At 30.7% G+C, this 22,234-nt stretch carries 22 protein-coding genes; all 22 read right to left on the bottom strand.

Annotated elements, in window-relative coordinates:
- Positions 1–536 precede the first annotated feature (536 nt).
- Positions 537–1,808, bottom strand: coding sequence for a S8 family serine peptidase (locus AQ1685_RS14085; RefSeq protein ID WP_095073189.1), 1,272 nt, complete (start codon positions 1,806–1,808; stop codon positions 537–539).
- 444 nt (positions 1,809–2,252) lie between these two features.
- Entirely contained in the window at positions 2,253–2,744 is a 492-nt protein-coding gene (locus AQ1685_RS14080; protein WP_095073187.1) for a phosphoglycerate mutase family protein, read from the bottom strand.
- Positions 2,745–2,954: 210 nt separating this feature from the next.
- Positions 2,955–4,037: a hypothetical protein gene (locus AQ1685_RS14075; RefSeq protein ID WP_095073185.1), complete on the bottom strand. Its 1,083-nt coding sequence runs from the start codon at positions 4,035–4,037 to the stop codon at positions 2,955–2,957.
- On the bottom strand, positions 4,030–4,404 hold the full coding sequence (locus AQ1685_RS14070; RefSeq protein ID WP_157730234.1) for a hypothetical protein: 375 nt from the start codon (positions 4,402–4,404) through the stop codon (positions 4,030–4,032). Before AQ1685_RS14070 ends, AQ1685_RS14075 begins: the two co-directional genes overlap by 8 nt.
- 100 nt (positions 4,405–4,504) lie before the next feature.
- Positions 4,505–5,374, bottom strand: coding sequence for a nucleotidyltransferase (locus AQ1685_RS14065; protein ID WP_095073180.1), 870 nt, complete (start codon positions 5,372–5,374; stop codon positions 4,505–4,507).
- Between the two features lie 646 nt (positions 5,375–6,020).
- A complete protein-coding gene (locus AQ1685_RS14060; RefSeq protein ID WP_095073178.1) occupies positions 6,021–8,333 on the bottom strand; it encodes a hypothetical protein in 2,313 nt (770 codons plus the stop codon).
- Positions 8,334–8,355: 22 nt separating this feature from the next.
- Positions 8,356–9,606, bottom strand: a complete 1,251-nt coding sequence (locus AQ1685_RS14055; protein WP_095073176.1) for a hypothetical protein — start codon at positions 9,604–9,606, stop codon at positions 8,356–8,358.
- Positions 9,607–9,625: 19 nt separating this feature from the next.
- Complete coding sequence (locus AQ1685_RS14050) at positions 9,626–11,557, bottom strand: hypothetical protein (protein WP_095073174.1); 1,932 nt, start codon at positions 11,555–11,557, stop codon at positions 9,626–9,628.
- A gap of 21 nt (positions 11,558–11,578) precedes the next feature.
- Positions 11,579–11,956 carry a LysM peptidoglycan-binding domain-containing protein gene (locus AQ1685_RS14045; protein ID WP_095073171.1) on the bottom strand — a complete coding sequence of 126 codons (378 nt, stop codon included), beginning with the start codon at positions 11,954–11,956 and terminating at the stop codon, positions 11,579–11,581.
- Positions 11,957–11,980: 24 nt separating this feature from the next.
- Positions 11,981–12,964, bottom strand: a complete 984-nt coding sequence (locus AQ1685_RS14040) for a phage baseplate protein (protein ID WP_095073169.1) — start codon at positions 12,962–12,964, stop codon at positions 11,981–11,983.
- Entirely contained in the window at positions 12,957–13,421 is a 465-nt protein-coding gene (locus tag AQ1685_RS14035; RefSeq protein WP_157730233.1) for a hypothetical protein, read from the bottom strand. Before AQ1685_RS14035 ends, AQ1685_RS14040 begins: the two co-directional genes overlap by 8 nt.
- Positions 13,411–14,247, bottom strand: a complete 837-nt coding sequence (locus tag AQ1685_RS14030) for a nucleotidyltransferase (RefSeq protein WP_095073165.1) — start codon at positions 14,245–14,247, stop codon at positions 13,411–13,413. Before AQ1685_RS14030 ends, AQ1685_RS14035 begins: the two co-directional genes overlap by 11 nt.
- A 2-nt stretch (positions 14,248–14,249) precedes the next feature.
- Positions 14,250–14,663, bottom strand: coding sequence for a hypothetical protein (locus AQ1685_RS14025; RefSeq protein WP_095073163.1), 414 nt, complete (start codon positions 14,661–14,663; stop codon positions 14,250–14,252).
- Between the two features lie 111 nt (positions 14,664–14,774).
- The gene (locus tag AQ1685_RS14020; protein WP_095073161.1) at positions 14,775–15,095 is read right to left on the bottom strand and encodes a hypothetical protein; all 321 of its coding nucleotides are present in this window, start codon (positions 15,093–15,095) and stop codon (positions 14,775–14,777) included.
- A gap of 1 nt (position 15,096) precedes the next feature.
- Positions 15,097–15,282: a hypothetical protein gene (locus AQ1685_RS14015; RefSeq protein WP_095073159.1), complete on the bottom strand. Its 186-nt coding sequence runs from the start codon at positions 15,280–15,282 to the stop codon at positions 15,097–15,099.
- A gap of 2 nt (positions 15,283–15,284) precedes the next feature.
- Complete coding sequence (locus AQ1685_RS14010; protein ID WP_095073157.1) at positions 15,285–15,863, bottom strand: hypothetical protein; 579 nt, start codon at positions 15,861–15,863, stop codon at positions 15,285–15,287.
- A gap of 1 nt (position 15,864) precedes the next feature.
- Positions 15,865–16,935 (bottom strand): late control protein, encoded by a 1,071-nt coding sequence (locus tag AQ1685_RS14005; protein ID WP_095073155.1) that lies wholly within the window; start codon positions 16,933–16,935, stop codon positions 15,865–15,867.
- Positions 16,936–16,938: 3 nt separating this feature from the next.
- Complete coding sequence (locus AQ1685_RS14000; protein WP_095073153.1) at positions 16,939–17,514, bottom strand: DUF6046 domain-containing protein; 576 nt, start codon at positions 17,512–17,514, stop codon at positions 16,939–16,941.
- Complete coding sequence (locus tag AQ1685_RS13995; RefSeq protein ID WP_095073151.1) at positions 17,511–19,931, bottom strand: hypothetical protein; 2,421 nt, start codon at positions 19,929–19,931, stop codon at positions 17,511–17,513. The genes AQ1685_RS14000 and AQ1685_RS13995 overlap by 4 nt, the downstream gene beginning before the upstream one ends.
- A gap of 178 nt (positions 19,932–20,109) precedes the next feature.
- On the bottom strand, positions 20,110–20,400 hold the full coding sequence (locus AQ1685_RS13990; protein ID WP_095073149.1) for a hypothetical protein: 291 nt from the start codon (positions 20,398–20,400) through the stop codon (positions 20,110–20,112).
- A 195-nt stretch (positions 20,401–20,595) separates the two neighbouring features.
- Entirely contained in the window at positions 20,596–21,021 is a 426-nt protein-coding gene (locus AQ1685_RS13985; RefSeq protein WP_095073147.1) for a hypothetical protein, read from the bottom strand.
- A gap of 41 nt (positions 21,022–21,062) precedes the next feature.
- A complete protein-coding gene (locus AQ1685_RS13980) occupies positions 21,063–22,232 on the bottom strand; it encodes a DUF2586 family protein (protein WP_095073145.1) in 1,170 nt (389 codons plus the stop codon).
- Between the last annotated feature and the right edge of the window lie 2 nt (positions 22,233–22,234).

Raw genomic sequence — 22,234 nt, 5'->3', positions numbered from 1 at the left:
TTATAGCGACAATGTTGCAGCAAAGAAATCAAATACTTTGATTAAAAAGAATGAATCAAAAGATTAACTTTTTGGAAATTTAACATCAATTTTTATTTTTCTTTTTTTAACTTAATTTAACATGATTTAACTTTTATTTAACTATTTTTCATGTGTTTTCGCAGGTTAACATATGTTAATAAAATTGGTTTTTAAGTGTTTTTTTGTTAAAAAAATAGGTTTTATTCTTTGTTTTATTGTGTTTATCTTAAAAAAAATCGTTTTTTAAATGAATCAATGTCTTTTTTTAAGTGTTAAAACATTGGTACTAATTCTTTCATTTTAGTTATAAATAATAACACTGTACATGATAAATAGCTTTATGTAGTTTATGATACTTAATACAAGTTTAAAGTATTGTAAAGGTAAACTGAGAAGAAATAAATAATTAAAAGTTGTAGCTTGTCTTTAAATCAAGGGAGACTTTGTATAATAAAAAAACCACTTACACATTTGTGTAAGTGGTTGATATGTTATAATAAGAATTAAGTATTAGCTTATCTAACAGCAATAGGATAGTTTTCACCTCTATTACTAACAGAACCAGAAGTCCTTGGAGCACCACCTCTAGCATGCATAATTCCAGCTACGTGAGGAGCCGCCATAGAAGTTCCGCTTAAAGTAGCATAACCACCATTTAAGTATGTACTTCTTACGCTACTACCAGTTGCAATAACATCAACAGGATTCATGTTGTAGTTTGAGAAAGAAGAAAAACCACGGTTACAAGTCATAGAAGCTACTGTAAAAATGTTTGTACCATTAATACAAGCAGGGTCATAATTTGCAGCGTTAGCAGAACTGTTTCCAGCAGCTATAGATACAAATGTACCAGCGTTTCCTAAACCTCTAATAGCACTTACATATGAAGAATTACTTCCACATCCAGAACCAAAGAATCCACCTAAACTTAAGTTAGCAACATCACCAGCGATATCGTATCTACCTACGTGATTGATACCAGCTAAAATAGTTGAAGTAGCACTAGATCCACCACAACCAAATACTCTTACAGGTACAACTCTTGCTCCAGCAGATACACCAACTACACCAATATTATTATTAATTGCAGCCGCTGTTCCAGCTACGTGTGTACCATGACCGTTACAATCGTTAGCAGAACCACCAACAAAAGATCTTGCATATGTAGTGTTAGTAACTACATTTAAATCTGGATGATCTAAATCGATACCACTATCAATAATCCAAATCCACTCATCTTTTGCAGCACCGTTAGCAAAACCACCAGCTCTTGAAATTCCACATGGTGTTTGTTGTGCCATTCTTTGAGAAATTCCTCTAGATTGAACATCTTCTACTTTAAAATCTGGAAGCTCAACAACTCTATCGTGTTCGATAGCAGCTACATTAGGATCTTGAGATAATTTTTGTAACTCAACATCGCTTAATTTAACAGCTAAACCAGAAATTTTAGTAGTGTAATAATCTAAAACGTTAGTTTGATCTAATCCGTTTTCAGATAAAATAGTTTTCATTTTAGCAATAGATTTGTCAGAAATATCATCTACTGCTTTTGCTTTTAAATTTCTGTCTGTAAATCTAGTTTTTGATAATAATCTAGATGTTGGAGTAACAGAAGTTTCCTTGAAAACAACAATGTATTGTCCTGGAATTACATTTCCTTCACTAGCGTTAGCTTCAACGTTAGTGTCTAGACCATTGTCTCCTGTGTTTTCGTTTTGACATGATGTGATTAGTAAAGTAGAAACTACTAATGCACCCAAAGAAAATTTACTAAAATTTTTCATGATTTTGAAGGGTTAATTAAATTTAATTGATTGCCCAAATTTAGAAATAAAGAGAAAAAAAAAAACGGTGATAGATGAGTTTAGCTTTTGATTCACAGAATAAAACGTGTCGAATATGTAAGAATAGAATAATTTATAACATCTGTGTTGCAATAGTAAAATCAATACTTTTTCTACATAAACAGAAAAAAAATAAAGTAGTTTTTTTGAATTTTGTAAATGTTAAATGCCTTACTTTTTTTAACTAAAATTAACATAAATTAACTTTATTTTAACTTTTTAAAAAGGATTGATGATTCTTTTTTGTGTTAAAAAAATAGTTATTTTCCTTTTTTTTGTTAAAAAAATAACATTTATATATATCGAAAACCTTTTTTGTTGAATAAAGTTTAAATATTTAACGTTAGTAGCTTTTGAGGCTTTAATGTTAATTTTTTATAGTGTTTATTTTAGAGAAAGAAGTAAATCTTGTTTGTGTCCGTTTTGTACAGTCACAATATATAAGTTACCATAGATGCTTTCATTTATTTCTTTATATTTTTTCTTTCCTATAAATCTATTTACTATGAAAGGTATTGTATTACTATGTCCAACAATAACTATATTTTCACCTTTTGATCTTTTAATTAATTCTTTGGAGTTAATTTTTTTGGTATCGTAAATTTGTATTTTTAAGCCATACATTTTTGCAATAGGTTGTGCAGTTTGAATAGTTCTTTTATAATTTGTAGAAAAGACTTTACTGATTTTATAATGTTTAAACATATTAGCCCATTCTTTAGCTCTTGCAACTCCTTTATTTGTTAAATCTGGATCTTTTTGAGTTAGTTTTTTTTCAGCATGACGAATAAAAAAGAATCTAGTAATATTCGATTCATTTTGAGAAATTAGGTATAGTGGTAATAAAATTGATAAGAGTAGTATTATTTTTTTCATATAATGAAAGTACGAGTTTTTCTTTAAAGTATATAAAAAAAGAAAGCCTCTAGATAGAGGCTTGTAATGCGTTTAGATTTGAAGGGAACGCGGGGGAATAATGAGTTACTAAATTAGTGTTTTTATGAAGTTTACAAATAAGGAAAAACACTGTAAATTAACTTCAAAGAAAAAAACCGCTTAAAAAGCGGTTTGATGAGGTTATTTATTTTACGAAATAGGATCTAAACCTACGTATTTAATGAGAGCAATAACTTTATATTTTGGTCTATTATCGAATGCCTGTCCGCTTCCTGTTTTTTGTGTTTTAAAAGTATGACTATGATTTCCAGTAACATTTGTAGTAATACTATGAGTATGATTTCCAGCAGGGTTTACAGAAATACTATGTGAATGTGTTCCTGCATAATTAGAAGTAAAACTATGATTATGACTACCAGCTCCTAAAGTGTTAACATATTGATCAATACCACCAGTGTGTCCTCCCCATTCTCGAACACTAGTATCTGGTCTATTAGGTGTTAGGTTATAATCATTAGGAATTCCGTGTGTGTGATGCCCATTAGTTGAAGTAGAACCAGTATGTCTATGATTTCCAGCAGATGAAGTTCCACCTGAATGCGTATGATTTCCAGCAGTTGAAGTTCCTCCAGTGTGTCCGTGGTTTCCATTTGTTGAAGTAGAACCAGTGTGATCATGAGGAGGTATTTGTGCCTGAGTTAAAGTTCTAGTATTGTCTCCACCTGTTTTTCCAATTACATTATAATCTGAATTGCTAGGATCGTAAATCACAGGGAAATGTCCAGATAAAATTTCACATAATTCCCATCCTTCAGGAATGTCTTCAATAGCTCCCACATAAGGTAACCTTACATCTTTAAAAAATGTAGTGAACATTTGGTTAACAACACCTTGTATGAATGGTTTTAATTCAGAAAAATTAAATGTTTCTACTCCAGAAGTTCCAAATTCAGCTCTTCTTCTCACATAAGCCGATTTTTCGTCTCCTAAACCATCGCCATCTTGATCTGTTTGATAAGTAACCTGTTCTTTATCTTCTATAATAGTTACATTAGATTGAATAGGACCTCCTGTAAAAGGTAAAATCTCTCCTTTATAAACAATCATTCCATTAGTAACATTACTCCCTTGGGTGGTCACCCCAGATAAAATATAAGTGTCACTTCCGCCCAAAGCAGTTAAAGTAGCAGCCATTTGACTTTGACCTTGTAAGAAATCTAAAGTTTCAGTAGCTAACGGAAAACCTCCGTCAAATAAATCTAATCTATTCATTTTGTGTAGTTATTTTATATGTTTTACTAGCTAGTTTATAATAATTTATTAAAGATCTCATTCGAATATCCTCTTCATCGGATACAGAAATATCTGAAGGAAGTACAACAACAAAATCAACATCTTTAAATTCTAATTCAGTTTGATTGAAAATGTATTGTGTATTTAAATAAATATCTTTTTGATCTTCATGTGGATAAACATAAGTTGGGTTGTTGAACAATCCGTCTGAGATAAATATTCTTCGTTGTGTTTTATCAAACCTATCATTTAATACCTTTTGAAGGTATACAACCTGGCCATTATGGTTTATTTTATATAATGTTTCTGTTCTATATCGTTTAAAAACTTGATACAGTTCAGTCAAGGGTTTTATCAGAGATTTTAGAAAATTTATAATCTTTGATTTTCGTTTGAATGTTGGAAGCAATAAACTAATCTGTTTATAAAAATCCGTATCATATATTTTATAACGTGACATCTCTAGGTATCCAATTAATGGTTAAGTTTTCTTCTTTGATTTTCATATGCCCTGCATCAGATTGATATGTTTCATTAATTGGCGTCCAATCTTCTTGATTTCCAAATTTGTAGAAAGCTTCTTTTATAACGGGCATTTCAATTCCTTGTACTTGTTGTAATTGATCTGTAAGTTTTGTTAAAACAAGTTCACCATTAAATTCAAATTCTTTTAAGTACTGTCTTAATTTGTTTTGTAGAGGTTCATTATCAGAACCATCTAAACGAGCACCACTAGCATCAATTTCTAAAGGATTATAATAAGCGTCTATTTCAAGTTGTAAAAGATCTGCATCTCTATTAATAACAACTACTTTTACACCAGCATCTCTAATCAATTTAATATATTGTGTAAGTGCTGCTTCCTGAGTATCTGTAAGTTTTGTTCTAACTGTATTGTTCTCTCCTGCAACTTTTACATATAAAATTGAGTTAATTTCTACTACAGCTGCGTATTTTACAACTTTTGCATCTTCAATTTGTTTTACAGTTAACCCATCATTGTCATAAACATCTTTTTCATTAAGTTCATGACCAAACTGAAAATCAAGTACTTTTTTTCTGTACCAGCTAGGTTTATGGGGTTTTAATAAGTATAATAACTCTTCTATTTCTAGCTTTAATGTGTCGAAAAGCTTTTCTATTGTCCAAAAGCTTACTGAAATAATAAATACAAATAATCGCCAAATAGAGACTTTAGAGTTGCTTGTTAAACTATCTTTTTCATTATTTGTTAATACTTCTAGTGCATTTAATTCAGTATCGGAATTAATACCCTCAAGAATACTTTCTTGTATTTCATTAATACTTCTTGCCATGATGCTTAATTATTTAATAGATGTTAATTTGTTTTCTATTTTGTATACTCGGAGACAACTACCAGTGTAGCTGTCTTTTTCCAATGATACTTAGCTCATTACGAGAGCTATTTCGTGGGGCATCTCATTTAAGAGTTACCTTTTGGAGTAGCTCATTTAAGAGCGACTTTGTTTGTAAATGATTTTGTTTTCTATTTTGTATCCTCGGAGACAACTACCAATGTAGCTGTCTTTTTCCAAGGATACTTAGCTCATTACGAGAGCTATTTTGTGGGGCATCTCATTTAAGAGTTGCCTTTTGTAGTAGCTCATTTAAGAGCGATTTTGTTATGAATGATTTCGTTTTCTGTTTTGTATCCTTGGAGACAGCTACCATTGTAGCTGTCTTTTACCAAGGATACTTAGCTCATTACGAGAGCTATTTTGTGGGGCATCTCATTTAAGAGTTGCCTTTTGGAGTAGCTCATTTAAGAGCGACTTTGTTATGAATGATTTCGTTTTCTATTTTGTATCCTTGGAGACAACTACTAGTGTAGCTGTCTTTTTCCAAGAATACTTAGCTCATTACGAGAGCTATTTTGTGGGGCATCTCATTTAAGAGTTACCTTTTGGAGTAGCTCATTTAAGAGCGACTTTGTTATGAATATTAGGTTCTTTCAAAACTAATTTTATACTCTTCATTTTGATCTATAAAAACTCTCAGAGTTTCAGAAAAAGGAGATAAAATTGTTTTTTCTTTATTTGTTAATTGTAATCTTAATTTGATATAAAAATGTGCTTGTGAACGGCCTTTTTTTCTATAAAGTGTACTCTCATTTGAATTTTTCATTCCTTGAGCAAATAGAACATTTGAAGGAGGAAGTTCCTTTTTGAAAAAATGCTCTAAACCAAAATCTAATACAACCTTACGACTAGAAATAGGTATTACGGTGTTTCTTTTACCTTGATCTTCATAATGATAAAATCTTGCTTTTTTAGTAAAAAGAAAAGGTTTATTAGTTACTTTATCGTAATAAGTAATTTTCTTTTTTGATTTATATCGGTACAGTAATATTTTAGGATCATACTTTAAAATATCATCTGAACCATTGATCAATTCACATTCTAAAAGATTAACATTACCTGAATAAGAGCTTTTAGGATCGTTACTATAATTTTTAACATAATCTCTAGATTTACTTCCCCAAGAAAAATTGAATTCTGGAAAAATGTTCTGATTATTAGTTGAATCAATAGTTATAGTATTATTAACAGGGTTTACAGTTGCACCGTTAAAAATAATCTGATCATTTGGTTTAGTAACATTGATTGTACGAATACCATCTGAAATTCTACTAAAATTATTTAAACTAAGATTGGCTAATTTTGTTTTGTCTTTATCTGTAAAATCATTACTAGATAGTTGTTTATCACTTTCTTTATCTACTTTATCGTCTAAATTATTTTCAATTTCATTGATTTTATCGCGAGTAGGTGTGAACTCACTCACGTCTAGTTTATCGTCTAGATTACTTTCAATTTCATTGATTTTATCGCGAGTAGGTGTGAACTCACTCACATTTAGTTTGTCGTCTAAGTTATTTTCAATTTCATTGATTTTATCACGGGTAGGAGTGAACTCACTCACATCTAATTTATCATCTAGATTACTTTCAATTTCATTGATTTTATCGCGAGTAGGAGTAAACTCACTCACATCTAATTTATTGTCTAAATTATTTTCAATTTCATTGATTTTATCACGGGTAGGTGTGAACTCACTCACATCTAGTTTATCGTCTAAATTATTTTCAATTTCATTGATTTTATCACGGGTAGGAGTGAACTCACTCACATCTAATTTATCGTCTAGATTGCTTTCAATTTCATTGATTTTGTCACGAGTAGGTGTGAATTCACTCACATCTAGTTTATCGTCTAAGTTACCTTCAATTTCATTGATTTTATCCTCAATTATAGAGAAATCACTACGTTCTACTTTCTCTTCTAGATTACCTTCAATTTCTTGAACTGTATTTGATAAATCTTCATAATCAACTTTGTTGTTAATTTCTTCATTTACCTGGTCTAATTCATTTCGAAGTTCACTAGAGTCGATTTTTTCGCTAAGTGATGTGTTTAAATCATCTAATTCTTCTTGTAAATTTTCAATACTACTTATCGGTAATGAAGTAGGGATTTCTGGTTGATTAATTGTAATGATTTTTTCATCTACATTTATCGTAACTCCTTCAAAAGTAAGTTTATCTGCTTGTCCATTTGCAGTAATTATATTTTCCCCGTCAGAGATAGATGAAAATGTATTACTATTGAAATTAGCTAACTTTTCTTTTTCTTCAGTTGAAAAATTTTCATCAGAAAGTTGTTTGCCATCTACAGCATTAACTTTGTCCTCTAAATCTTGATTAATTTTAGTTAATGTTTCTTCAAGTTCTTCAATATAACTTATTGGTTTTGTTTCTGGAGCTATATAATTACTTAAACTGGCTAACTTTTCTTTTTCTTCGCTTGAAAAATTTTCATCAGATAATTGCTTTCCTTCAACATAATCAACTTTGCTTTCTATGGCTTCTTGTAAACCATTAATATCAGTGATTTCGTGAAATTCAGGGTGTATATAATTTTCTAATTCAGTTAGTTTCTGCTTTAGAACTGTTGTGAAATTTTCGTCCGATAATTGTTTTCCTGCTTCGTTGTTTACCTTTGAATTTAAAACTTCTACTAAACCATCAATAAAATTTTGAGGCATAGTATTAGGAAGTACAAATTTTTGTATTTCTGCAGTTTTACCATCAGAAAAAGTAAAAGATACATTTCCATTATCAAAAATCGTATAGTCGGCGATAATATTTCCATCATCTTTATGATGAAAACTATCTAAAAGATTTGCAAATTGATTTTCAGTAGGTTTGTCTCCAGTTTGGAACCAACTCTTTAATATGTCTAAACTTGTTTTCATTTAATTTTTATAAGGGTTAACGTTAAATAATTACCGAAACCGGTCCCGTATCAATAGATTCTTCTCTAACTTTTAAAGTGAAATATTCCATTCTAATCTTTAGTTTACCTTTTAGCGTATCTATTATTTTGTTTGGTTCACCAATGAGTTTTATTCCTTGTTGAAAATTGCGTGTATATGCTTTTAAATCTTCATGCCTAATAAATAAAGGTGTGTTATTAATAGATGGATTTTCAGCTGAATAATTACTAAGATTAGCTAATAAAAATGTATGAAATGTTCTTTCATATGGTGATTCTTTAGTTAAATCTGCAAAGGCTAAGGATAAAACATATCCATATTCTGTAAAAGGTTCTGTGTACCCAACTATAGTGACGTTTTTAGGTATAATAACACTATTTTTTTCAGGGTTTTTTAAGAGTGTTATTGTTTTTATTTCTTTATCATCTTTGGTGTTAAAATATTCTAGATCGATATCAATTTCAATAATCGAACTATTATTTTCTACAACAATTATGTTATTATCAGTATCGATTTTAGCTCCTTTAAAAACTAGCTGATCTGCTTGCCCGTTTGCCTCAATACTATTTTCACCATCAGTAACACTAGAAAAAGTATTGATATTAAAATTGGCTAGTTTTTCTTTTTCTTCAGTAGTAAAGTTCTCGTCTGAGAGTTGTTTACCGTCGATATTGTCTACTTTACCATCTAAATCCTGATTTATTTTAGTTAAAGAATCTTCAAGCTCTTCGATATAACTTATGGGTTTTGAATCTGGAGCAACATAATTCTCTAAGCTAGCAAGTTTGGCTTTTTCTTCAGTAGTGAAATTTTCGTCTGAAAGTTGTTTACCGTCTGTAATATCTACTTTGTTTTCAATGATTTCTTGAAGTCCTTCTATTTCTGTAATTTGATGAAATTCAGGATGAATATAATTATTCAGATCTTCTAACTTCTGTTTTAATTCTGAGGTAAAGTTCTCTTCAGATAGTTGCTTACCTGTTTCAGTGTTAACTTTAGAATTTAACGTATTTACAAGACCATCAATAAAGTTAACAGGCATTGTGTTTGGTAAAATGAACTTTTCAAAAGAAGCGTTATTACCATCAGAGAACGTAAATGAAATATTTCCATTATCATATATTTTATAGGATGTAATAATATTTCCATCATCTTTATGATAAAAACTATCAATAAGATTTTCGAACTGATTTTCTGTTGGTTTATCACCAGTTTGAAACCAGGTTTTAAGAATATCGATACTTGTTTTCATTTGTTGAGTTTAAAAAAGTTTAATACACCATAACTGCTGAAGCCTGTGCCCATATTCTAAATGGAGAGCTTGTAAAGTTTAGTAGTAATTTATTTTTATCAGTTTTATTAGGAGTTTCAGATAATGGATAATCGAAATAATCTCTTGGATACGTTTCTGTTTTTGAATATGATGTTTGTATTGGCTTAGAACAATCTATTTCAATATTTTGAGTGATGAATTTTACACCATTCGCATTATGTGTAACCAAATCTGTTATTAAAGTGATATCGTTTATGTAACTAAGCTTTGTTTGATCAAAGTTTATAACTGATACATTAAATAATGGATAAGCAAAATTTAAATTTCTAATTAAGCCAAGTTCTACAGAAAAATTAAACTTATCCTGTGTAACCTGAACGTTATTAGGGATGTAACATCGAATAGAACAGTTAATTTTTATTGTGTTAAAACCTCTAAGTAACTCATATGCAATAAAAGATTGATCTAATAAATCTATTTTTCCAGCTTTTAAGTCTTCAGGATCATGGAACACAGATTTTGAATCTTTATATATTTTTAAGCTTTGGTTTCCTAAATCAGCAAGTTTTTGTTTTTCGGCTGTTGTAAAATCATTTGTAGATAATTGTTTTCCTGGAACTTTATCGACCTTATTATCTAATTCAGATTTCACATCAGCGATTTTATCGTCAACTTGACTTTCATCTAATTTATTATCTATATCTAACTTAATTTGGTCTAACTCATCATGAAATTCAATACCGCTAATTTTGTCATTAATTTGCTCTTCTAAATTTTGAATGTATGGCTCTAAGGCAGCTTCATCAATTTTATTATTTAAGTCTTCGTTTATAGAATCCAATTCAGATTTCACATCAGCGATTTTGTCATCAACTTGACTTTCATCTAATTTATTATCTATATCAGATTTAATTTGATCTAGTTCATCATAAAATTCAGTACTATCAACTTTATCATTAATTTGCTCTTCTAAATTTTGAATATAAGGCTCTAAACCTCCTTCATCAATTTTGTTATTTAGATCTTCGTTTATAGCGTTTAATTCTATTTGTATATCTTCTTGACTCGCTTTTTCATCAATAGACATATAAATACTCTCAATTTCTTGTTGAAGATCTTCAATCTTACTCATGGGAATATTTTCTGGAAGAGTACCGCCTTCTACTTTTATAACTTTTAGATCAGGATCTATCGTTACTCCATCAAAAACAATTTGATCAGCCTGTCCATTAGCTTCTATAGTGTTTGTTCCATCAGAAATGGAAGCGAAAGTATTGATGTTGAAACTTGCTAGTTTTTCTTTCTCTACTATTGTAAAGTTTTCATCAGAAAGTTGTTTTCCTTCTACGATTTCGACTTTAGTTTCAAGGTCTTGGTTGATTTTTGCTAAAGTATCTTCAAGCTCTTCAATATAACTTATTGGTTTTGAGTCTGGAGCTGTGTAATTTTCTAATCCTGCTAATTTTTCTTTTTCTTCAGTACTAAAGTTTTCGTCAGATAATTGCTTACCAGCAACTATATCTACTTTACTTTCAATAGCTTCTTGTAATCCTTTTATCTCTGTTATTTGATGAAACTCTGGATGCACATAATTTTTTAACTCTAAAAGTTTTTGTTGTAGTGCAGTAGTAAAATTTTCATCAGATAATTGTTTGCCAGTTTCAAAGTTTACCTTACTATTTAATGTTTCTACTAAGCCTTGAATAAAATTTTGAGGCATGGTGTTAGGAAGAACAAACTTTTCAATTTTGGCTGTATTTCCATCGGAAAAAGTGAATGAAACATTTCCATTATCAAATATTTCATAGTCTTTTATTAGGTTACCATCATCTTTGTGATGAAAGCTGTCTATTAAATTTTCGAATTGAGTTTCTGTAGGTTTGTCACCAGTCTGAAACCAGGTTTTTAAAATGTCTATACTAGTTTTCATTTTTCTTTTTTGATGGGTTTTTTAACTATTTTTTAATAAAAAGGATTTGTCTGATACAATAATGTCTACATCATCTAGAACTATGTTACTTTGACCTTCAACTTTAAAACTTGATCCAATAGTCCAATATCCAATCCCTTGAAGTCCTTGAGTTATATCTTCTTCGTTTTTTGTTAATCCAGATGCAGGTAATAAACTCTGACGATCGTAATAATTTTTGATAGTAGGATCTGTTGTTGCTTCATCTGGAATGATCAGTGAAGTGCCAACTACCAACTTATCTGTTGGAGATAAGTTATTTGCTTGCGCGATTAATATAGCGTTTGAAGCAATTCCTGTGGTTTGTATAGCGATATCGAAAAACGACTGATTGTTTCTAACTGTTACTTGATTTTTCATAAGTAAAAAACATATTTGATTTAACTAAGGTTTAATAAATTGAATAGGAAGCATTGTGATGTAAGGAGGAAGGTTGTTGTGTGGTTGGTCTTCTCCAGTAATACCAGTTCCCAGAGTATCAATTAGATTGGAGTTGTCACTAGCTTCATGGTCGTGACCAGAAAGTCTATTATCACCTTCGTCCCACCAATTAAGGCTTGTACCTCCAATAGTAAGTCTGTGACCGTGACGAGGTAACTGAGGCACTGTTAAAACAACTTCTTTCTCACCACCTGTTTTTCCTATAGTATCAAATTCTATTTCGCTACTATTATATCCTACAATCATTTTACCTAGAATATTATCAGTTCCATTTTGTCCATTAGCAATAAACCAGTTATTAGGTAAATCTCTATTAGTAACATTTCTACCTACCCATTTAACTTCTTTGTGTATCGTTTGAACTTCTAATTGTTGAATTTTAGTGTTTGTGTTATTTAATTGATTTTGAAGGTTCTGTATATTCGTTTCAAGTGTGTTTATTTCACTTTGAAATTGATTTTCAAGAGTATTGAAATTGGTTTGAGTATTATTTTCTAACGTATCAACATTGTTGTTAGTAACATTAATGCGATTATTTAAAGTATTGATGTTATTCTTAGTCACTTGAAGGTTATCAATTCTTTTTAATTCGCTCCAAGCTATACTATCTATACCAGATCCAAATTTTGCATACCTTTTAAAATATGTATCTCTACTTTGTCCGTCTTCAAATTCAACTTGAGTAATTTCCTCTACAATAATTATTGTTGATTGCTTTAAGCCACCTTTAAATTCTAATAATTCTCCATTTATGTATACTATACCATCACTTATATCTTGACCAGTTTCAATACATCCTTTTATAATAGATTTATTTCCTGTAATTTCACCTAATTCATTAAAGATGGAATATGTATTTTGCATTTCATGAAGCGTATTAGTTTCTAATGGAAAACCAATGCTTTGTTGAAAGTTTATTCTATTCATTTGTTACTAGTTTATATCGTTTGGTTGCTGCATTAAATCGGTTTATTAATGCATTTATTTCGTTTTCTTGATTTGATAAATTATTAGGAATTCCTACAATGTAATCTACACCAGTATCTGAATAATCGTCTCTTGAGTTTAATGTGAGTTTCGTTAAAAACAGTGGTGTTTCTTCTGCTCTTGTGTAAATGTAAATTCTTTCGAATCTATTACCGTCAGAGAGTGTAATTTCGCGATTTACAGGATCAAACTGATCGTTTAGAGCCTTTCTTAAATAACATACTTGAGCGTTATGTTTTAAGTAGAAAAAGTCATCTTGTTGATCGATTATAAATTTATCGTAAAGACTACTCAAAGGAGTAATTAATACTTTTAAAAAAGCTATAATTTTAGGCTTTCTTAAATGTGTAGGTAATAATAGAGTAGTCCATTTAAAAATGTCTATTCTATACCACATATTTAATATCATTAAAATTTACGATTTCAAAATATCCACTTTCTGGAATACGTTTGGTGTCTATCTCATTGGGTACACCATATTCTCCCAGCACAGGATTAATCCAGCTACTCATAGCTCTTTGAATTTCAGCTATTTTTATACCATCGATTTTTCGTAATCTGATTTCTAAATCTTGAAGAACTAATTCACCATTAAAAGGAAGTTCTTTTAAAAATTGAATAATAGTTTCTTCTACCGGATTATTACCATCTCGTTTGTGTAAACCATTGGAGTTTAAGACTAAAGGATCTATCTGAATTTCCATATTCAAAAACAATTTATCTGGGAATGAATTGGTGACAGATATTCGAGTTCCTGCAATTTTAATTTCTTCAAAGTAAGCTTGTACAGCTTTTTCTACTTCATTAGTAATAGGTTTAAGTTTGCTATTTTCTTCTGTAGCTATTTTTATAACAACTGTTCCTAAATTATCACCTTCAGTAACTGCAGCATATTTGATAATCTTTGAATCCTCAATTTCTTCTTCAGTAGCATCGGTATTATCGAAAAGATCACTATCTGTGATTAAATCAAATCCGTTTTGAAAATCTAAAGCTTTCTTTCTATACCATGCTAAAGTTCCGTATTTTTCATTTTTCAATGCAGTGTCTACATTTTTTCTATGCGCATCAAAATAAGTTTTGATGTCTTGAAAACTTACTGCTACTATGTAAAGTATTAAATTCCATATAGAGGTTTTACTTTTGCTATTTAGTTCAGCTAAATCAATTTCATTGTCTTTAGCTAAAATCATTTTATTTTTAATTTCTTGTACAGTAGCCATGGTTATCTTGTTTTTATATAGCTATTTATTGAAAGGTGTTTGTAATAAAGATTCTCTAAAAAATGTAAAATTTTTAGTCTAGGTATTAATCCTATTTTCCACTTGTAATATTCTGTATTAGAGAAGACAAAAGCTTCGTAAATGCTTCCGAAATATTCTATTTCACTAATTTTTTCTGTCCATAGTCTTTTGTGAATTAATTTGGAAATCACTCTCCTTCGTGATAAAGGAGAGTTTAATTTCCAGGGATTAGCTTTACTAAATAATCGGGTGGTGTATCCTTTCGGAATTAGTAATAATCTGCCATCAGATAGTCTAACTTCAATAGATTCTGTCATCATAAAATGATTTTTTTCAGAAGAATAGATTAAAGGGATTTTCTTAGGGCACTCTAAGTAGTTAATTTTCATTTTCATTTTTATTTGGTTTAACGAGTAAGCTATATTAAGATTTGTAAGCTGTTTTGGTATTATAATTAGCTTATTTTTAACTTTTTCGTTGGTTTGTTTTAACTACTTTTCTCAGTTTTATACTTCACTAGTGAGATCATCACTTTTATATTTTTCAAACTCGTCTTTTAAATCGAGATACTTGCCTTTCCATAAATCTAAATTGGTTCTCAATTGTTTTATTTCACATTCCAATTCACTAAATTTTTCATCATATCTCTTTTTCAAATCGTCTAAGGCTTCTTGATATAAATCCACTACTTGTTGTTGGTTTTGAGTTTCTCCTTTTACAAGCTCTTGTCTTCTTTTTTTTCTTTCTGTTAAGGCTGTTATGATTCCTCCAGCTCCAAATAGATATCCAATGATAATATCTATGTGATTTTCTAAGAACTCTCTCATACTATGTAACAGTTAGGCTTAATGGAGCACCTTGATTTCCAAGTCCAATTATTGTCATTGTTTTTACGTAAGTGTCTATAGCGCTTGCTAATTGAGAAGCAACTTGTTCGTAGTTGTTTTCTGTGTTATTAGAAGGAGCCAAAATACTTTTGATTTGAGCTTCTAAAGCAACTTTATTTAATGGCATAGCTAAGGTTTTAAAATTTTATCTATTTCAGTATTCAAGGTATCGGTAACAGCAGTTTTAATCTGTGTTATCGCAGCTACATTTGGAGTAACTCCAATGGAAACAACAATTTTATTTACTTCGTCACATAGACTTCCAATCTGATTTTGAATTTCATTAATGATATCTTTTAAACGCACATTGCCTTTTTTAATAAGATATCCGTCATCAGAAATATTTAAAAGAACATCATCTTCTCCTTTTTCAATTGTGTAACCATCTTTATCGATGAGAAAATGAGTTTCTTCAATTGTACCTTCTATACTTTCTACTTCACTCATAGCACTTACAAATAAGGTGTTTTCATCACCGCCTATTCTAGTTACTAGAACAGAAGTTTCTTCTTTTGGGTACTGAACCACTTTGTTGGTGTCATCTATTACACTAGTTAATCGAACTTCATCAAAATCGAAACCATCAGTGTCAACTATTTCAATGGTCTTGGTTTCTTTATCTACTTTAGTGACAGTAGCAATAAATGTTTCTGGGTCTCGTGCAACTAAATGTTTAAATGCGTCTTGTAAATCTTTATCTCTTCCCATATTATCCAATTTTATCTTTAGGAAGAATAATTGCTCCTAGTTCAACTTTTCTTCTAGCGCCATTTTGACCGAACGTTGTTGTAACTTTTGGAACAAAATATTCTACAGGTTTATTTTTAGATGATGTAGCATTTGAAGTTTCACTACTTTGCTGTCCGTTTCTTGAAGGATATCTATTATCAGTTATAGAAACCCCCATTCCACGTGTGGTATATGGAATTAAAAAACTTGTTAAATCTCCACGGTATCCGGTATATTTTAACTTGTCTAATTCAGCTTCTCCACGTTTTTTTAATTCTTTTTCAGACTTTAAATTATAGAAATGGAGTGTTCGTTGTTCGCCTGTTTGTTCTCCAACAACAGTTTCAATTTTTGTGTTATCTTTTTGGACTCCAATTACTTTAACATAAAGCTCTACATCTTCTTTTTTAACGTATTTTAAATCGTGGCTAACTACATTTTTTTGCACATGATAACTAGAAGATTTCCCTAGATTAATATCCATTCTTAATCCTGCATGAAGTTTTCCTTCATCATCTAAGAAAATAGATAAACCATACTCGTCTTTGATTTTCTTTAACGCTTGTGCGCCATTTTTACTTTTTATGGCAAATTTTTCAAAGTTTACATCTGGAATATTTCCGCCTAATTCAATATTAGCATCTTCTTGATTATTGTTGGTTTCATCAAGAATATGAGCAAGAACCTCTTTTAGTGTTGTTTTTTTAAAATTTTTATTGATTCTTGTTTTTCTGATATGATAAACAGCGTCTTCACATTCTATATGTACAATATGATTTTTAGGTCTTACGTGTCTTACAAATCCAGTAAATTCTTCTTCTTCAAATACATTTTTATAAGATAAAGTAATGCTTACTGGCATTCCCACTTTAATTTCATTTTCCAACTGTTTGCGCTCTTTGGTTTTATTACCAGAGTCAAAAAACGCGCTGGCAGGCATTTTAATCACAGCAGTATCAGATAGTAAATCAACAGATTTGACTATTTGTACATCGTGCACACGTTTAAAGGTGTAGTCGCCTATTTTAATGTTACAATCTAATACAAACATAGCTTAACTTAATACGTTTTGTTTCTCTCTATTGTTTAATTCTGCATAGAAATCATCATCACTTATAGCGTCAATAGAATATCGCTGTGAATAAGGTTGACCTTGCATCTTATCTATATTATACCCAGTAATTACGATTTTTTTAATTCCTAGTAATTCTCCTAGTTCATTATTAAATTCTAAAGCTTCTTGTTTTTGACATAAAGCAATAATTTGGTTTACTTGATTTACTGGATATTCTCGTTTTCCTGGTTCTATACAAACTCCTTCAATTTTAATTTTGAAGTCATTAGCACTAATCAGTTCTTTAACAGTTCCTCTGTTTTGACTACCAACAACTACAGTTTGTATGATTCTTTTTTGAGTACTAAAGGTTAAAAGAGGTTCATTAGGTAGTCGCGTTTTATCAATTTCAACATCCATAAAAAATGGAGTTCCTAAATGAGTTCTTCCAATTTTAGCAGTTCCGATACTGTTTTTATTGGTAATACTTTGTTTTAATAAAGATTTATCAAACTCTTTTCCAGACTTGTTATGAGCTTTTTCAACAAACTCTCTAATTTTAAAAATATTTATCATGCTATATCATTTGTTTGCATATGGTTTATTGAATTTAATACTCTTAATAATGAAACTGTTACAGCATCTTCCATTTCATTTGTGCCTTCTTCCAAGTTTTGAGATTGAATCACCATATTTTCTATTAAACGATCGAAATGAACATTGATGTGGGTTTGTTTTTTACCACCATCAGTAATGTTATTTATACCTTGAGTTGTAGTGTTGTTTGTTGTTGAACTATTAGGTGCTTTATCAGGGAATTTGAACCCTTTTTGCATTTTTTTGAGATCAGATTTTAAACCTTTAGAATCAAAAGAAAGACTTCCCATCTTTTTAACTCCATTAAGTACTTGTAAAGCATTTGATGCAGTTTTTTGTTTAAAATCATTTACTCTTTGCTGTCTTTCTTCCTCAATTTTCTTGAGTTTTACTTCAGCTTCGGTTGTTATTTTTTCATTCAGCTTAGCACGTGCTCCAGAAAAATCTCCATCCCATGCAAGTTTTATAGCTGCGCCAACATTTTTTACATATTGAATAGCTCTTTGTCCAAAATCAACAACGTTATACCAAGCTTTTTGAAAACCGTACACAATAGAATCTATAAAGAAGCTAAAGTTCTCTTTTAACTGACTCCAAACGGCACTAAGTATATCTTTAAATCCTTGCCATGCTGTCGCCCATCCTTTGGTGTATTTAATAACAACAGCTATTACTGCAATTAGAGCTACAATTCCAAGAACAATCCATGTGATTGGACTTAAGCCCATAATTATATTCCAAATTAACCAAGCGCCAGCGACAGCTCCAATAATTGGTGCGGCAGGTTTTAAAACTTCGAATAAAGTATTTAAACCTAAAGCGATGTATGAAATCGGAGTTACTAAGAAGTCTAATACTTTTTTGAAAATACTTATTGCTCCGGCAGCAGCAGAAGTTCCTTCTTTAAGTCCGAACATTGCTCTTAAGAAGCCTCCAATAGTTCCAGCAAGATTAACAATCATACTAATAATTGGCTCGGCGGCTTTAGATATTGTTTTGAAACCTTTTACAAATTCGGTAGCAAAATCAATAAGTTTATTCGCGACTGGTTTAAATACACTAGTAATTCTGCTAAATTCTTTTTTGTAGAGCTTATTCAGATTATCCAGTTTCTTTTTATCTCCAAATTTTTTCACAAACTTACTTACACTGTCATAAGCTGACTTTAGCTTTCCTTTTACACCTTTGAAATTTAAAGAAGGGACTGCATACTTCTTTTGAAATGCTTCATATTTCTCTTTAAACTTTCCGTACTTTTCAACAACAGTTTTAATCAGTTTAAAAGGTGATTGAAGTACTTTTTTTACAGCTGATGCTGCTTTTTTTGCAGCTCCTAAAGCTTTGTTAGCCAACGATACTAATCGTCCTCCTACTGTTTTTAAAGCATTGCCTAAAAGTTGTAATTTTTTTGATGTTTTTTCACTAAGTATAACAAGGTTTATGGCAGCTGTTTTTAGTAAGTTAGATACTGAGTTGAGCCTTGATTTAGCGGCATTTCCTAAATCACCTAATCCCTTTTTAATAATATTAACAGATGAATTGGCAATCTTTTTTATACCAGAACCAAAAGTTTCTACGATATCTTGTATTTGACTTTTACTAGGTAAAAATTTAGTAAAGCTGTTTATTCTTTTTTGAACCTTAGTTAACGTCTCTACGTATTTTTTGTTTACTTTACTTGCAAAATCGATAATAGTCTTACTAGCAAGATTATATTTCTTTTTTGCAGTATCAGCTATTGTATTTAATCCATTTTTAATTTTATCTATGTGAGGTTTAAGTTTATTAGATAGAATCGAAAATTTTTCTTGAATATATTTTGAAACTTTTTGTGTTCTAAAATCTATAATTGTGTAAGCTTTTCTAAAGCTTGATTTAATTTTATTACCTAAATTTTCAACAGATTTAGCTACTACATTAAAGTTTTTGTTAGCGACACGTGCAAAAGTGATTAAGTTTTCCTTAAAATCATCAATATAGGGTTTCGTAATTTTAGATAAGTCAGAAAACCTATTTTGTATTTTGCTAAAGATTACCTGTGTTCTAGAGTTGATGCTTTTTAGTACTTTTTCATACTTTTCATTAACTCTTGAAGAGAAATCAGTAATTCTTTTTGTAGCTTCCTCATATCGTTTATTTGCAGATTCTGCTAGTTTTCCAAAAGAATCTTTAGCCTTTTTTACGTGTGGCTCTATGGTTTTGCTAATAGCTTCTCCAAGAGGTTTAAAAGCATCAGAGGTTTTCTCAACTGCTTTTTGAATATCATCAAATCCACTCTTTAAATCATCTAAATGTTCTTGATATGTAACAGTGTTTTTAGAAGCATTGTTAATGCCCTTATCTAAATCTCCAATTGTAGAAGTAAGATTTTTAAATACTTTTATTAATTCTTCCATGGTTATGATATAGTTTAACTCGCGGCTTTAGCTTCTTTTTGTCTAATATCTTCAAGTTGTTTGAACTTCTCTGCCCACTGTTTATCAGTTAGGGCAGAGGGTTCAATATTCAAGTGATACTGCATAAGTGTATCTACATAAGTAATCCAGTTATGTTTCGGGTCCCCTTTGGCACCCTCTAGCACTTTTTTAGCTCAGCCTCTTTTATTTCGATTAGTTTATCAATTTGACCTGCTGCTGCGAAGAATAAACTATCATTAGTTTTAATGTCTTCATCTCCACCTAACCAACAGTTTTCTAGAACTACTTCAGCAAAACCTAATGGGTTTGTTTGCGCATTTGTCATTGCATATGAAAGTGTTTTACGGTCTGGTTTTTTTAAGTAACCCTTTTTTCCGTCTACGGCTACTTCGAATACTTCTCCGTGTTGTTGCTTCCAGCTGTTGATTTGTTCTTTATTGATTTTCATAATTGTAAATGTTTATAGTTTTAAAGTATTTGTGTTTTGAATCTAATTCATTGGTAAAAAGATGTTTGTTGAAGAAAGGAGCAAGGCTTTCTAATAAAGAGCTTATTATTAGCCCTGCTCCTGAAGAATGAAACAAATACACTAGCTAAAAAACTAATCTTTTGTTCACAAACACTAATTACCGAGTGTTGGTGTTTATGCAGCTAATCTGCGTAAGTACATGATTGGTAAAGTGATTTCCATGAATTTATCACCTTGTTTTAATTCTCTGTTATCTTCAGTGAATTCTACTCCTTTCAACATGTATGTTGCAATTTTATCTGGTGCAGAATTTCTTACAAAAGAAACAGTAATATCGAATGGAGGTAAATCTGTTAAATCTTCTTCCGGAGATAATAATAATTGTAAAGCTTCTACTTCGCTTTGTAATAATGTTAATTCTCCTTCTGGAGTTTTATTACCGTATTGAATCGCATGAGGATCTTCTCCTCTTGCCATTAAGTATTCTTTTTCTCTTTTTACGGAAAACTTTACTCCACGAACACGAGTAAGAATTCTACCTAACATTACAATTTGTACGTCTGCCCAACGATACTCAGGGCTTTTACTATCAAAAGTCATTTTTTAAATTATTAATAAGTTAATACGTTATTTTTTGTTGCTTACGATAAGCTAGTTGTAAAGCCTAATTCAACAGTGATATACTTCGCATATCCTACAGGTAAAATATCTAATGATACTTTTACTTCGTTGGTTGCTAATACGTCTTGAGCTGGATCAATAGAAGTTCTAACAGCAGAGATTTCACCATTTTGAGTCATAGTTAAATTGATTGCATTATCAACTAAACCTTCCCAACTCTTAATTAAAGCTGGAGCAATTTTTCCGTTAGCCTCTAAAGGGATTTCATCTAAGATTTCGTTTACGAATACATCATAAGCTACACGTCTGGCTTTGTAGATTGTACGAACTCTTGTGATGTTGTTTAAATCATCATTTCCGTTAGTACAAGTTGGAGCATCGTTGAAGAAATATCCAGAACGACCTACAAAAGATCTTAAGAAGATGTAACCTTTGTCATGAATGTTATCCCATGCGTTTTCTAACTCTTCAATAGCTTGTTCGTTAGTGAAATAACCCTTAGTTGCAGGTAGCGATCCTGATTTAACTCGCCCAGGATTTCTCATAACAGGATCTTTAGCTAATCGACCTAATAACAACCCTACAGCAGCGTTTTTGCCTCCGTCAGTATTTGCTAATAAAATTGAAACAAACTCTTTATCAGATTCGGTATAATCTTTTAAGTCACCTACGGTTCCATTAAAATCTTTTCCGTCAATAATAACTGAAGCTTCTTTGTATTTACTAGCGTAACCTTTAATAAGAGTTTGTGCCTTTGTAACTGCGTTATCTACGTCTTCATCAACACCATTTGCAAGTGTTACAGTTCCTGAAGATTCTCTAGATACAGCGATTAATCTTACAGCTCCTTTGGCATCATCTAATAATTTCTTAGCGAAATCTTGGTCAGCAGATACCATATCTTCCATAGATACAGTGTCAGCTACTAACATTAACCAAAGTTGAGTACCATTACCAGCTTCTTCGTAGAATTGTTTTACGTGTTTATAAGCATAAGGATTGTCATCTGCTGTGATACCAGCAGCTTCAGCTTCATCTAAGCTAAATACTTGGAAAGATTTTCCAATTTGAGCGCCATCTACAACAGAAACTCCTGTTAAAATCATAGCAGATACGCCATCTTCGGTTTGAGCAACTTGCCCTAAACCATCATTGTTTACATTAATTTTTACTTTAGGTAATCCATTCATTT

Source organism: Tenacibaculum jejuense (assembly GCF_900198195.1).
GTDB classification, from domain to species: Bacteria; Bacteroidota; Bacteroidia; order Flavobacteriales; family Flavobacteriaceae; genus Polaribacter; species Polaribacter jejuensis.
Note: the sequence above shows the minus strand (reverse complement) of the source record. Positions and strands in the feature narration are given on the sequence as shown.

Bases quoted from the DNA above. Each gene is read 5' to 3' on its own strand.
- AQ1685_RS14085 (WP_095073189.1), bottom strand. From the start codon at position 1,808: ATGAAAAATTTTAGTAAATTTTCTTTGGGTGCATTAGTAGTTTCTACT.
- AQ1685_RS14080 (WP_095073187.1), bottom strand. From the start codon at position 2,744: ATGAAAAAAATAATACTACTCTTATCAATTTTATTACCACTATACCTA.
- AQ1685_RS14075 (WP_095073185.1), bottom strand. From the start codon at position 4,037: ATGAATAGATTAGATTTATTTGACGGAGGTTTTCCGTTAGCTACTGAA.
- AQ1685_RS14065 (WP_095073180.1), bottom strand. From the start codon at position 5,374: ATGGCAAGAAGTATTAATGAAATACAAGAAAGTATTCTTGAGGGTATT.
- AQ1685_RS14060 (WP_095073178.1), bottom strand. From the start codon at position 8,333: ATGAAAACAAGTTTAGACATATTAAAGAGTTGGTTCCAAACTGGAGAC.
- AQ1685_RS14055 (WP_095073176.1), bottom strand. From the start codon at position 9,606: ATGAAAACAAGTATCGATATTCTTAAAACCTGGTTTCAAACTGGTGAT.
- AQ1685_RS14050 (WP_095073174.1), bottom strand. From the start codon at position 11,557: ATGAAAACTAGTATAGACATTTTAAAAACCTGGTTTCAGACTGGTGAC.
- AQ1685_RS14045 (WP_095073171.1), bottom strand. From the start codon at position 11,956: ATGAAAAATCAAGTAACAGTTAGAAACAATCAGTCGTTTTTCGATATC.
- AQ1685_RS14040 (WP_095073169.1), bottom strand. From the start codon at position 12,964: ATGAATAGAATAAACTTTCAACAAAGCATTGGTTTTCCATTAGAAACT.
- AQ1685_RS14035 (WP_157730233.1), bottom strand. From the start codon at position 13,421: ATGTGGTATAGAATAGACATTTTTAAATGGACTACTCTATTATTACCT.
- AQ1685_RS14030 (WP_095073165.1), bottom strand. From the start codon at position 14,247: ATGGCTACTGTACAAGAAATTAAAAATAAAATGATTTTAGCTAAAGAC.
- AQ1685_RS14025 (WP_095073163.1), bottom strand. From the start codon at position 14,663: ATGAAAATGAAAATTAACTACTTAGAGTGCCCTAAGAAAATCCCTTTA.
- AQ1685_RS14020 (WP_095073161.1), bottom strand. From the start codon at position 15,095: ATGAGAGAGTTCTTAGAAAATCACATAGATATTATCATTGGATATCTA.
- AQ1685_RS14015 (WP_095073159.1), bottom strand. From the start codon at position 15,282: ATGCCATTAAATAAAGTTGCTTTAGAAGCTCAAATCAAAAGTATTTTG.
- AQ1685_RS14010 (WP_095073157.1), bottom strand. From the start codon at position 15,863: ATGGGAAGAGATAAAGATTTACAAGACGCATTTAAACATTTAGTTGCA.
- AQ1685_RS14005 (WP_095073155.1), bottom strand. From the start codon at position 16,935: ATGTTTGTATTAGATTGTAACATTAAAATAGGCGACTACACCTTTAAA.
- AQ1685_RS14000 (WP_095073153.1), bottom strand. From the start codon at position 17,514: ATGATAAATATTTTTAAAATTAGAGAGTTTGTTGAAAAAGCTCATAAC.
- AQ1685_RS13995 (WP_095073151.1), bottom strand. From the start codon at position 19,931: ATGGAAGAATTAATAAAAGTATTTAAAAATCTTACTTCTACAATTGGA.
- AQ1685_RS13990 (WP_095073149.1), bottom strand. From the start codon at position 20,400: ATGAAAATCAATAAAGAACAAATCAACAGCTGGAAGCAACAACACGGA.
- AQ1685_RS13985 (WP_095073147.1), bottom strand. From the start codon at position 21,021: ATGACTTTTGATAGTAAAAGCCCTGAGTATCGTTGGGCAGACGTACAA.
- AQ1685_RS13980 (WP_095073145.1), bottom strand. From the start codon at position 22,232: ATGAATGGATTACCTAAAGTAAAAATTAATGTAAACAATGATGGTTTA.